The organism is Streptomyces sp. NPDC048196, assembly GCF_040652715.1.
Lineage (GTDB): Bacteria > Actinomycetota > Actinomycetes > Streptomycetales > Streptomycetaceae > Streptomyces > Streptomyces siderophoricus.
Genome location: NZ_JBEZMM010000022.1, coordinates 63,692 through 75,374, shown reverse-complemented (window position 1 = coordinate 75,374; position 11,683 = coordinate 63,692). Strand labels below are relative to the sequence as shown.

Below are 11,683 nucleotides of genomic sequence, written 5' to 3'. Positions count from 1 at the left end.
GCGGGCGGGGCCGCGTCGGCTCGTCCGGCCCTCGGTCAGCTGGTCCGGCCCTTGGCGTCGAACAGCCGCATGCGGTCGAGCACCGCGTCCGCGGTCGGGTCGTGCAGCTCCTCGACGATCCGGCCGTCGGCCAGGAAGACCACCCGGTCCGCATAGCCGGCCGCGACCGGGTCGTGGGTGACCATCACCACGGTCTGCTCCATCGCCCGCACCGACTCGCGCAGGAAGCCCAGCACCTCGGCGCCGGAGCGGGAGTCGAGGTTGCCGGTCGGCTCGTCGGCGAAGATGATCTCCGGCCGGGCGGCCAGTGCCCGGGCCACCGCGACCCGCTGCTGCTGGCCGCCGGAGAGCTGGGCCGGCCGGTGCGCCAGCCGCCCGCCCAGCCCGACGGTCTCGATGACCGCGCTGACCCACTCCCGGTCGGGCTTGCGGCCCGCGATGTCCATCGGGAGGGTGATGTTCTCCAGCGCGGTGAGCGTGGGCAGCAGGTTGAACGCCTGGAAGATGAAGCCGATCTTGTCGCGGCGGAGCCGGGTCAGCTGCTTGTCGTTGAGCGAGCCCAGCTCGACGTCCCCGATCCGGGCCGAACCGCCGGAGATCTTGTCCAGGCCCGCCATGCAGTGCATCAGCGTGGACTTGCCGGAGCCGGAGGGGCCCATGATCGCGGTGAACCGGGCCTTGCCGAACTCCACGGAGACGGAGTCCAGCGCCACCACCCGGGTCTCCCCGTGGCCGTAGACCTTGCTCAGGTCGGTGGCGCGGGCGGCGACGGCGCCGGTGGTGCGGGTGGGTGCGAACGAGCCGGGCAGGCCCGGGACGGCGGCCGGGTGGGACACGGGGACTCCTGGAAAGGGGACGGGAAATGCGACCTCCCCATTCTCGAAGGCGCAGGTCACCGCGGTCGTCGGCCCCAGGGACCGAAAGCCGGGCCGATCGGAAGAGTGATGTCGGCCTCCGGTGTCCTCCTCTGGGGGGACGGCCGTACGACCTGGGAGCGACGGGATCCCTCAGGGTCGCCCGGGCGCCGCCGGCCCCGGGGCCGCGCGCCTCACCGGCCCGCGGCCGTGTGCGGTCAGGGCAGCTCGCCGGCCCGGGCCCAGAACTCGGCCAGGATGTCGTCGAGGAAGGCGCGCCCCGCCTCGCCCGACTCCCCGGTCCCGTCGCCGCCGCCCCAGTTGAGCGTGGCCGCCATCGACGCCTGGTAGTCGGCGTGCAGCGCCTGCAGGACCTCCTGGATCCGCTGCTTGGGCAGCGGGACGAGCTTGCCGACCGGCCGGACGTACGCCTGCCAGCGGGTGGTGGCGGCGCTGGTCAGCAGCTCGGCGAGCCTGGCGTCCTGGCCGGTGAAGCGGAGCAGCGCGGGCAGCGGCAGGTCCAGCGCCTCGACCAGCGCGGCGGCCTGCCGCTCGGTGCCGCCCCACCTCCCGCCCGCCTCCAGACGTTCGTACGCGGCCGGGTCCATGCCGATCCGCAGGGCGAGCGCGTCCGGTGCGAGGCCGGCCGCGAGGCGGTACTCGCGCAGGGTGCCGGGGGCACCCAGCAGTTCGCCCGGCGCACACCACAGGGCACCGGCGAGGGCGGTCAGTTCGGATTCCGTAGGAGCGCTTTCCCCCAATTCCCAGGACGCCACCGTGGCCGGGGACACCGGAATTCCATAAGCGGCGCGAATTCCGTAGGCGACATGGGCAGGGGTCATGCCGAGGGCCTCGCGGAGCCGGCGGGCGGCGGTGGCGTCGAAAGGGGGCCTGCGCGGCTCCCCGGCGTGCGTGTTCACCGGCACACGGTAAGTGACGATGTGGCTTCGCACCTATCGTGTGGAAACCCAAGGATGAAAGTCGTAGGAACCTCCGAGCCGGTCGGTTTTTGTCGGCCGGGGCGTGAAGATTTCCGGCCGATCGGTCGCTCACCAGCGCCGACCGGCCCACCGCTCCTTCACTACCCCTTCACGGCGCCGCCCAGCGCGAAACCCCCGCCGAGTCGCCGGGAAATGAGGACGTACAGCAGCACGACGGGTGTCGAGTAAAGGAGGGAGAATGCCGCGAGTTCACCGAACGCGATGGCCCCGTAATTGCCGAAGAAATTGAAAATGCTGACCGACGCGGGCAGTTGCTCGGGGGAGAGCAGCAGCATGAACGGCACGAAGAAATTGCCCCACATCATGATGAAGGTGTAAATGGCGACCACCGCGAGTCCGGGCCCCATCAGCGGCAGGATCACCCGCAGCAGGGTCTGCCGCCAGGACGCGCCGTCCGTCCACGCCGCCTCCTCCAGGGCCCGCGGCACCCCGTCCATGAAGTTCTTCATCAGCCAGACGGCGAACGGGAGTTGGGCCGCGGCCAGGAACAGCGCGGTGCCGTAGCGGGTGTCGATCAGATTGATCTGCACGAACAGCCCGTACACCGGCACCATCACCGCGGTGATCGGCAGGCACGTCGAGAACAGGATGGTCAGCAGGTACGGGCGGGCGAAGCGGGAGCGGAAGCGGGACAGCGGATAGGCGGCCAGCGCCGCGCAGACCACGGTGAGCAGGGTGGCGCCGCCGCAGATCAGCAGGCTGTTGAGCATCGGCGTGAAGGTGATCTCGTCGGTCAGCACCGCCGAGAAGTTCCCCAGCGTCGGGGAGGTGGGCGGCCGCACCCGCAGCGTGGCGTGCGCGTCCAGCGACGCCAGCACCAGCCACAGCAGCGGAACGGCGAACGCCACCGCGACGGCCAGCAGCCCGGCGTCGGCGGCCAGCCGGCGGACGACCCGCCGGGGAAGCGGCAGCGGCACGGCGTCAGACCTCCTCGCGCATCAGGCGCAGCCAGCCGGCCGCGAACACCGCGCCCACCAGCAGCAACAACAGCGCCACCGCGGTGCCGTAGCCGATCAGCGACTTCAGGAACGCCTGGTCGTACATGAACACCGGCAGCGTCCGGCTGCGGTTGCCCGGGCCGCCCCGGGTCATCGCCCAGATCAGCCCGAAGACGGAGAGCGTCTGCAGGGTGTTGAGCATCAGGTTCGTGCCGATGGAACGGCGGATCATCGGCAGCGTGATGTGCCACAGCCGGCGCAGCCCGCCCGCGCCGTCCACCTCGGCGGACTCGGTGACCTCCGGCGGGATCGCGGACAGCGCCGCGGAGTAGATCAGCATCGAGAACGCCGTACCGCGCCAGACGTTGGCGAACGACACCGCCAGGATCGGCAGCGTGAACAGCCAGTTCTGGGTGGGCAGATGGAGCCAGGAGAGCACTGCGTTCAGGGTGCCGCGCCGCTCGAAGAACGTGTACAGCAGGAAACCGGCGACGATCTCCGGGAGTACCCAGGCGGTGATCACCACGGCGCCGGTCAGCACCCGCACGGGACGTGAGGCGCGCCGCATCAGACCGGCCAGCGCCAGACCGAGGGTGTTCTGCCCGAGGATCGAGGAGACCACCGTGAACACCAGCGTCAGCACCACCGCGTTGCGGAACCCCGGATCGCCGAACGCCCGCCGGAAGTTGGCCAGGCCCACGAAGGACGCCGACTCCTGGCCGGTCAGCTGGGTGTCGGTGAAGGCGAGGTAGACGCAGTACGCGATCGGGCCGGCCAGGAAGAGCAGCAGCAGGACGGTGGCCGGGAGCAGCGGCGACCAGCGCAGCAGCCGGGTGCGCACCGGGACGGCCCGCGGGCTGCGGGCGGGGGCGGCGGCCCGGCTGCCGGCGACGGTGCCGGTCACGGCCGGGCGACGGTCCGGCCGTCCACGAGCGCACCGAGGCCCTCGTCGTAGTCCTTGGCCGCCCCGGCCGGGGAGGAGTCGTCGGCGGTGACCGCCTCCATCGCCTCCCCGATCGCCGCCGCGACCTTCGGGTACTCGGGCAGCGCGGGACGGAAGTGGCTGACCTTCACCAGCGAGGTGAAGAAGCCGATGCCGGGGACGGACTTCAGATAGCGCGGATCGGCCGCGACGTCCTTCCGTACGGAGATCTGCGCGCCCCGTACGCACCACTCCAGGGCGTTCGCCCTCGACTGGAAGGTCTGGATCAACTTCCATGCCAGGTCGGGCTGTTGGGCCCGCTGCGGTATCGACCAGGTCCAGCCGCCGGCCAGGCTCACCCTGCCCGGCGGGTCACCGTGCTGCGTGGGGAACGGCGCCTGGCCCAGCGTCGTCGACCACTGCGGCCAGGGGTTGCCGCCGCCGGTCTTCTGCCACTGCTGGCCCAGCCACGAGCCGTCCAGGTCGATCGCCAGCTTCTCCTCGGGGAGCAGCTCGGCGGCCACATTGGTCTGGATGTTGGGGCTGAGCGCGTCGGAGACGTCGGGGCCGAGCTTCTCCTTGTAGACGGTGTCGATGAAGGCCAGGCTGTCCCGGAAGCCCTTGCTGCCGGTGACCCACTTCCTGGCCGCCGGGTCGTACAGCGGGTCCTGCCCCGTGCCGTACAGCAGCATCTCGAAGCCCTGCATCACGGCCGCCTCGCCCGCGCCCTTGCCGGTGAAGACGTTCAGCGGGATCACCCCGGGGACCTTCTCCTTGACCGTCCGGGCCGCGGCCAGCACCTCGTCCCAGGTCCTCGGCCGCCAGTTCGCCGGCAGCCCGGCCCGGCGGAAGATCTTCTTGTTGAACCACAGCCCGCGGGTGTCCGTACCGTCCGGGACGCCGTACGTCTTCCCGTCCTGCCCGCGGGCCGCGGCCTTCGCGGCCGGCTCGAACTGCCGCCAGTCGGCCCAGGCCCTCACCTGGGCGTCCAGCGGCCGCAACAGCCCCGCCTTGATGTCGGAGTTGACCAGGAAGGTGTCCTCGTAGACCAGGTCGGGGGCGGTCCTGGGGGAGCGCATCATCTGCTCGATCTTGGCGTAATAGTCGTTCTCCGACGCCTGGATCGGGATCAGCCGGACCTTCTTGCCCGGGTTGTTCTTCTCGAACTTCCGGGCCACCAGGCGGATGTAGTCGTCCCGGACCGTGACCTTGGCGTTGGTGTCCTTGATGAAGGCGACCTTGACGGTGTCCTTGTCGCTCCCGGACCCGCTGCCGCAGCCGGTGAGCGTCCCGGCGGCCACGACGGCGGCGGCGAGCAGAATCAGCGGAGCGGTGGGGCGCACGGCAGACCTCCTGCGGGACCACGGTCAACTCACTGTCAACTCACCATGGGGTGCTGCCCGCTGAACGTAAGTCACCGGTCACAGTGGGTCAATGGCCCGACCAGCGGTAGCGCAATTCGGGCCGGCCGACCTGGCCGTACTGCGGCGCGCGGACCGCCCGGCCGCCGTCCACCAGATGCTCCAGATAGCGGCGCGCGGTGATCCGGGAAATGCCCACGTCGGCGGCGGCCTCGGCCGCGGTCAGCCCGCGCTCGGCGGCCCGCAGCACATCGGTCACCGCCCGCAGGGTGGCCGCGGTCAGCCCCTTGGGCAGCGCGGCCGGCCGCGGGGCGCGCAGCGCGGCGATCGCCCGGTCCACCTCGTCCTGTCCGCTGGCCTCCCCGCTGGTGGCGCGGAACTCGGCGTACCGGGTGAGCCGGTCCCGCAGCGTGGCGAAGGTGAACGGCTTCAGCACGTACTGCACCACCCCCAGCGAGACGCCCTCCCGGACCATCGTCAGATCGCGGGCCGAGGTGACCGCGATGATGTCGGCGCCGTGCCCGGCCGCGCGCAGCGTCCGCACCAGCTGCAGCCCGTGCCCGTCGGGCAGGTACAGGTCCAGCAGCAGCAGATCGACCGGGTGCTGGTCGAGGTGGCGGCGGGCGTCGCCCATGGAGTGCGCGGTGCCGGACACGGTGAAGCCGGGCACCCGCCCGACGTACAGCGCGTGCGCATCGGCGGCCACCGGATCGTCCTCGACGACCAGCACCCGGATGTCGGAGGGTCTCACCGCCGCCCACCTCCCTCGGCCGGGCCGGCCGGCCCGCCTGTCCGCATCATGCCGTCGTCCCGGTCCGCAGCGGCAGCCGTACGGTGAATCGCGCGCCGCCCTCGGCCGCCCGGTCCAGGGCCACGGTGCCGCCGTTGCGCCGCACCGCCTGCCGCACCAGGGCCAGCCCCAGCCCGCGGCCGGCCGCGCCCTGCTTGGTGCTCCAGCCCCGCCGGAAGATCTCCTCGGCGGCCTCCGCGGCCACCCCCGGCCCGTTGTCCGCCACCCGCAGCAGCAGCTCGCCGCCGTCCGCGCGGGCGCTGACCCGCACCTGCGGCGGTTCGGCCGGGGCGTGCTCCGGGCCCGGGGCCGCGGCGTCGATGGCGTTGTCGAGGAGGTTGCCCAGCACCGTCACCAGGTCCCGGGCCGGCAGCCCGGGCGGCAGCACCCCGTCGTCGATCCGGCTGTCCGGCGTCAGCGTCAGCTCCACCCCGCGCTCGTTGGCCTGGGCGGCCTTGCCCAGCAGCAGTGCGGCCAGCACCGGCTCGGCGACCGCCCCGACGACCTGGTCGGTCAGCGCCTGCGCCAGTTCCAGCTCGGCGGTGGCGAACGTGACCGCCTCCTCGGCCCGGCCCAGCTCGATCAGTGAGACCACCGTGTGCAGCCGGTTGGCGGCCTCGTGCGCCTGCGAACGCAGTGCTTCCGCGAAGCCCCGCACCGAGTCCAACTCGCCGGAGAGGGCCTGCAGTTCGGTGTGGTCCCGCAGGGTGACGACGCTGCCGCGCTGCTCGCCGCCGGAGACCGGCGCGGAGTTGACCACCAGCACCCGGTCGCGGGTCAGATGCAGCTCGTCGACCCGCGGCCCGGACGCCAGCAGTGCCTCGGTCAGCGGCTCCGGCAGTCCGAGCTCGGTCACCGCCCGGCCCACCGCGTCCCCGGAGAGGCCCAGCAGTTCCCGCCCGCCGTCGTTGATCAGCGCGACCCTGCGCCGCCCGTCCAGCATCAGCAGCCCCTCGCGCACGGCGTGCAGCGCCGCCTGGTGGTAGTCGTGCATCCGGCCGAGCTCCTGGGCGTTCATGCCGTGGGTGTGCCGGCGCAGCCGGGCGTTGATCACATACGTGCCCGCACCGCCCAGCACCAGCGCCGCCGCGGCCACCCCGACCACCGCGAGCACCTGCTCGCGCAGCTGCCGGCTGATCGTCTTGATCGTGATCCCCGAGCTGACCAGCGCGGTGATCCGGCCGCCGGCCCGCGGATCGCGGACCGGGGCGACCACCCGCACGGACGGGCCGAGCACCCCCATGTGCGTCTCCGGGAAGATCCGGCCGTGCAGCGCCGGACCGATGTGCCCCAGGTACTTCCCGCCGATCGCGGACGGCTGCGGATGCGTCCAGCGGGTCCCGTCCGGAGCCATCACCACCACGAAGTCCACCCCCGCGTCCCGCCGCAGCCGCTCGGCGTACGGCTGGAGCGCGGCCGTCGGGTCCTTGGTGCGGGCCGCCGCCACCACGGCCGGGGAGTCGGCCACGGCGGTGGCCGCGGCGGTCGCCTGCCGCCGCGCCGTCTCCTCCGCCTGCCGCCCGGCACTGAGATACGCGAACACGGCGCAGCCCACGACGACCGCCGCGACCAGCACCACCTGCATGGCGAAGAGCTGGCCGGCCAGACTGCGCGGACCGCGCAGCCGGCCGGGCCACCGGGGCCCGCGGGATCGGGGGAGTCGCATACGGAACAGTCTGCCGGGTCACTTTTGCGTGAACGAAATGCACGTAAGGGTGACGGGCGCCACACCGGCCCTGCATAGTCACCGGGACTCGTTGAGCGCCGGAGCCGCAGACCAGGCGCAGGACCGTAGACCGTCAGGAGGCAGCCGTGGCTGCACAGACCCCACCGTCCGGGGGGACCACCGAGGAAGCCGCGCCGGTGAAGCGGGACCGGACCCACTTCCTCTACATCGCCGTGATCGGGGCGGTGCTCCTCGGCATCATCGTGGGCTTCGCAGCCCCCGGTGTCGCCGTCGAGCTCAAGCCGCTCGGTACCGGGTTCGTGAACCTGATCAAGATGATGATCTCGCCGGTCATCTTCTGCACCATCGTGCTGGGCGTCGGCTCGGTCCGTAAGGCCGCCAAGGTCGGAGCGGTGGGCGGACTGGCCCTCGGCTACTTCATGGTGATGTCCACCGTCGCGCTGGCCATCGGCCTGGTCGTCGGGAACGTCCTGGAGCCCGGGTCCGGGCTGCACCTGACCGAGTCCGTACGGCACGCGGGCCACGCACAGACCTCGGGCAGCGCCGAATCGCTGCCCGACTTCCTGCTCGGCATGATCCCCAAGACGCTGGTCTCGGCCTTCACCCAGGGCGAGGTGCTGCAGACCCTGCTGGTGGCGCTGCTGGTCGGCTTCGCGCTGCAGGCGCTGGGCTCGGCGGGCGAGCCGGTGCTGCGCGGCGTCGGGCACCTGCAGAAGCTGGTCTTCCGGGTCCTGGCCATGATCATGTGGGCGGCGCCGGTGGGTGCCTTCGGCGCGATCGCGGCGGTGGTCGGCGAGACCGGCCTGGACGCGCTGAAGTCGCTGGCCATCATCATGGCCGGCTTCTACCTCACCTGTCTGCTCTTCGTGATCGTGGTGCTCGGCGCGCTGCTCCGGCTGGTCGCCGGGATCAACATCTTCCTGCTGCTGAAGTACCTCGCCCGGGAGTTCCTGCTGATCCTGTCGACGTCCTCCTCGGAGTCGGCGCTGCCCCGGCTGATCGCGAAGATGGAGCACCTGGGCGTCAGCAAGCCGGTGGTCGGCATCACCGTCCCGACCGGCTACAGCTTCAACCTCGACGGCACCGCGATCTACCTGACGATGTCCTCGCTGTTCGTGGCCGAGGCGATGGGCAAGCCGCTCTCGCTCGGACAGCAGGTCTCGCTGCTGGTCTTCATGATCATCGCATCCAAGGGGGCCGCCGGGGTCACCGGCGCGGGCCTGGCCACGCTGGCCGGCGGGCTGCAGTCGCACCGCCCCGAACTGGTCGACGGCGTCGGCCTGATCGTCGGCATCGACCGCTTCATGAGCGAGGCCCGGGCGCTGACCAACTTCGCGGGCAACGCGGTCGCCACCGTGCTCATCGGCACCTGGACCAAGGAGATCGACAAGTCCCGGGCGGCCGAGGTGCTGGCCGGCCGGGTCCCGTTCGACGAGAAGACGCTGTCCGTCGACGCGCACGGCCCGGCCGCGGAACCGGCGCCGCCCGCCGTCATCGCGAGCCCCCGGGACGGCGGTCCGAAGGAGTCCGCCACGGTCTGACCCCCAGAAGGCGAGAAGGGCGGACGCCGGTCGCGGCGTCCGCCCTTCGGCGGTCGGCAGGAATGCCTACGCCGGCCGGAGCCAGATCGTGGCCAGCGGCGGCAGCACCAGCGAGACGGAGCTGGTCCGCCCGTTCCAGGGGACGGTTTCGGTCTTCACCGGATCGGGGTTGGCCACGCCGCTGCCGCCGTAGCGCGGCGCGTCGGTGTTGAGCACCTCGCGCCAGGCCGGGACGTCGTCCGGGACGCCGGTCCGGTACGCGTGCCGGACCACCGGCGAGAAGTTGGTGACCGACACCAGCGGGGCACCGTCGGCGGCGAAGCGGAGGAACGAGAAGACGTTGTCCTCGCTCGCGTCCCCGTCGATCCACTGGAAACCGGCCGGTTCGGTGTCCCGCTCCCACAGCGCCGGGGTCGCGACGTAGTGCCGGTTCAGGTCCCGGACCAGATCGCGCACGCCCCGGTGGTCCGGCTCGGCCTCGTACGACGGGTCGAGCAGCCACCAGTCCGGGCCGTGGCTCTCCGCCCACTCCGCGCCCTGCGCGAACTCCTGTCCCATGAAGAGGAGTTGCTTGCCCGGGTGGGCCCACATGAAGCCCAGGTAGGCCCGGTGGTTGGCGCGCTGCTGCCACCAGTCCCCGGGCATCTTCGACACCAGCGCCTGCTTGCCGTGCACCACCTCGTCGTGCGAGATCGGCAGCACGTAGTTCTCGGAGTAGGCGTAGATCATCGAGAAGGTCATCTCGCCGTGGTGGTACTTGCGGTGCACCGGCTCCTTGGAGACGTAACCGAGCGAGTCGTGCATCCAGCCCATGTTCCACTTCAGGCCGAAGCCCAGACCGCCGAAGCCGCCGGGCCCGACGTGGTGGGTGGCCCGGGTGACGCCGTCCCAGGCGGTGGACTCCTCGGCGATGGTGACGACGCCGGGGCAGCGCCGGTAGACCGTGGCGTTCATCTCCTGGAGGAAGGCGACCGCGTCGAGGTTCTCCCGGCCGCCGTTGACGTTCGGGGTCCAGCCGCCGTCCTCGCGGGAGTAGTCCAGGTAGAGCATCGAGGCGACCGCGTCCACCCGCAGCCCGTCGATGTGGAACTCCTCGCACCAGTACACCGCGTTGGCCACCAGGAAATTACGGACCTCGGTGCGGCCGTAGTCGAACTCCAGGGTGCCCCAGTCGGGGTGCGCGGCCCGGGACGGGTCCTGCGGCTCGTACAGCGGCCGCCCGTCGAACTCCGCCAGCGCCCAGTCGTCGCGCGGGAAGTGCGCCGGCACCCAGTCCATCAGCACGCCGATGCCCGCCCGGTGCAGGGCGTCGATCAGGAACTTGAAGTCGTCGGGCGTGCCCATCCTGGCCGTCGGCGCGTAGAAGCCGGTCACCTGGTAGCCCCAGGAACCGCCGAAGGGGTGCTCGGCGACCGGCATGAACTCGACGTGGGTGAAGCCCAGGTCCTTGACGTAGGCGGGCAGCTGCGCGGCGAGCTGCCGGTAGGTGAGGCCGGGGCGCCAGGACGCCAGGTGCACCTCGTAGACGGAGAACGGCGCCTGGTGGACCGGGCGTCGGCCGCGGTGCGCCATCCAGTCGTCGTCCTGCCAGCGGTGCCGTGAGGTGTGCACGACCGAGGCGGTGGCGGGCGGGCACTCGGTCCGCCGGGCCATCGGGTCGGCCCGTACCGTCCGCGAGCCGTCCGGCCGGGTGATCTCGAACTTGTACAGCTCCCCCTCGCCGAGGCCCGGCAGGAACAGCTCCCAGACACCACAGGACCCCAGTGACCGCATCGGGTGGCCGGTGCCGTCCCAGTAGTTGAAGTTGCCGACGACGCGGACGCCCTGCGCGTTGGGCGCCCACACGGTGAAGCGGGTGCCGGTCACGCCCTGGTGGTCCATGACGTGGGCGCCCAGCGCCTGCCAGAGCTGCTCGTGCCGGCCCTCGCCGAACAGGTGCAGGTCGAGTTCGCCCAGCGCGGGCAGGAAGCGGTACGGGTCGTGCACGGTCGCGGCGCTCTCGCCGTAGTCGACCAGCAGCTGGTACTCCGGGACGGTGCGCAGCGGCAGCACACCGGCGAACAGCCCGTCGCCCTCGGGGTGCAGTTCGGCGCGCAGCCCGTCCGCCAGGACGGTGACACCGCTCGCGAAGGGCCGCAGGGTACGGACGAGCAGCCCGCCGCGCACCGGGTGGGCGCCGAGCAGCGCGTGCGGGTCGTGGTGCGCGCCGGCCAGCAGCCGGCCGCGGTCCTCGTCCGACAGCGGGGTGGCGGCCCGTACTCCGCGGCCGCCGCTGCCCGGCCGGGCAGGCGCGGGCTGCCGCGCCGCTCCGGACGCGGTCCCGGCCGGCCGGGCGGGACCGGCGGCCGCCTCCCGGGGCGCGGGCGGACGGGTGCCGGACGCCGGGGCGCCGGGGCTGCCGGGGGCCGCGGTCCCGGTGCCGGGGGCGGCGGCCCCGGTCGCGCTCTCGGCGGTCGCGTCCGGCGTGGACGGGGGGTCGCCAGGGGTGGGGCGGGACGGCGGTGGGGCGGCGGTCACGGGCGGGGCCTCCTCGGGGGCGGGGCGTCGGCGGTGCGTCGGGGACGTCGGCGGGCGGGGCGGGATCGCGTC

9 protein-coding genes are annotated in these 11,683 nt (G+C 72.4%); 1 reads left to right on the top strand and 8 read right to left on the bottom strand.

Annotated elements, in window-relative coordinates:
• Positions 1-35: 35 nt before the first annotated feature.
• From AB0E02_RS21850 to AB0E02_RS21820, 7 genes are all read right to left on the bottom strand, one after another.
• A complete protein-coding gene (locus AB0E02_RS21850; RefSeq protein ID WP_362141765.1) occupies positions 36-836 on the bottom strand; it encodes an ABC transporter ATP-binding protein in 801 nt (266 codons plus the stop codon).
• A 236-nt stretch (positions 837-1,072) separates the two neighbouring features.
• Positions 1,073-1,780 (bottom strand): helix-turn-helix transcriptional regulator, encoded by a 708-nt coding sequence (locus AB0E02_RS21845; RefSeq protein ID WP_362141763.1) that lies wholly within the window; start codon positions 1,778-1,780, stop codon positions 1,073-1,075.
• A gap of 155 nt (positions 1,781-1,935) precedes the next feature.
• Positions 1,936-2,772, bottom strand: a complete 837-nt coding sequence (locus AB0E02_RS21840) for a carbohydrate ABC transporter permease (protein ID WP_030415652.1) — start codon at positions 2,770-2,772, stop codon at positions 1,936-1,938.
• 4 nt (positions 2,773-2,776) lie between these two features.
• The gene (locus AB0E02_RS21835) at positions 2,777-3,634 is read right to left on the bottom strand and encodes a sugar ABC transporter permease (RefSeq protein WP_362141845.1); all 858 of its coding nucleotides are present in this window, start codon (positions 3,632-3,634) and stop codon (positions 2,777-2,779) included.
• 59 nt (positions 3,635-3,693) lie between these two features.
• Entirely contained in the window at positions 3,694-5,058 is a 1,365-nt protein-coding gene (locus tag AB0E02_RS21830; RefSeq protein ID WP_362141760.1) for an extracellular solute-binding protein, read from the bottom strand.
• An 88-nt stretch (positions 5,059-5,146) separates the two neighbouring features.
• Positions 5,147-5,827 (bottom strand): response regulator, encoded by a 681-nt coding sequence (locus AB0E02_RS21825; RefSeq protein WP_030811718.1) that lies wholly within the window; start codon positions 5,825-5,827, stop codon positions 5,147-5,149.
• Between the two features lie 46 nt (positions 5,828-5,873).
• Positions 5,874-7,532: a sensor histidine kinase gene (locus AB0E02_RS21820; protein ID WP_362141758.1), complete on the bottom strand. Its 1,659-nt coding sequence runs from the start codon at positions 7,530-7,532 to the stop codon at positions 5,874-5,876.
• Positions 7,533-7,678: 146 nt separating this feature from the next.
• Here AB0E02_RS21820 and AB0E02_RS21815 point away from each other — a divergent pair, with 146 nt between their 5' ends.
• The gene (locus AB0E02_RS21815; protein WP_362141756.1) at positions 7,679-9,094 is read left to right on the top strand and encodes a cation:dicarboxylase symporter family transporter; all 1,416 of its coding nucleotides are present in this window, start codon (positions 7,679-7,681) and stop codon (positions 9,092-9,094) included.
• Between the two features lie 66 nt (positions 9,095-9,160).
• On the opposite strand, the gene glgB is transcribed toward AB0E02_RS21815, so the two are convergent.
• The gene (gene glgB / locus AB0E02_RS21810; protein WP_362141754.1) at positions 9,161-11,611 is read right to left on the bottom strand and encodes a 1,4-alpha-glucan branching enzyme; all 2,451 of its coding nucleotides are present in this window, start codon (positions 11,609-11,611) and stop codon (positions 9,161-9,163) included.
• Positions 11,612-11,683: the final 72 nt, after the last annotated feature.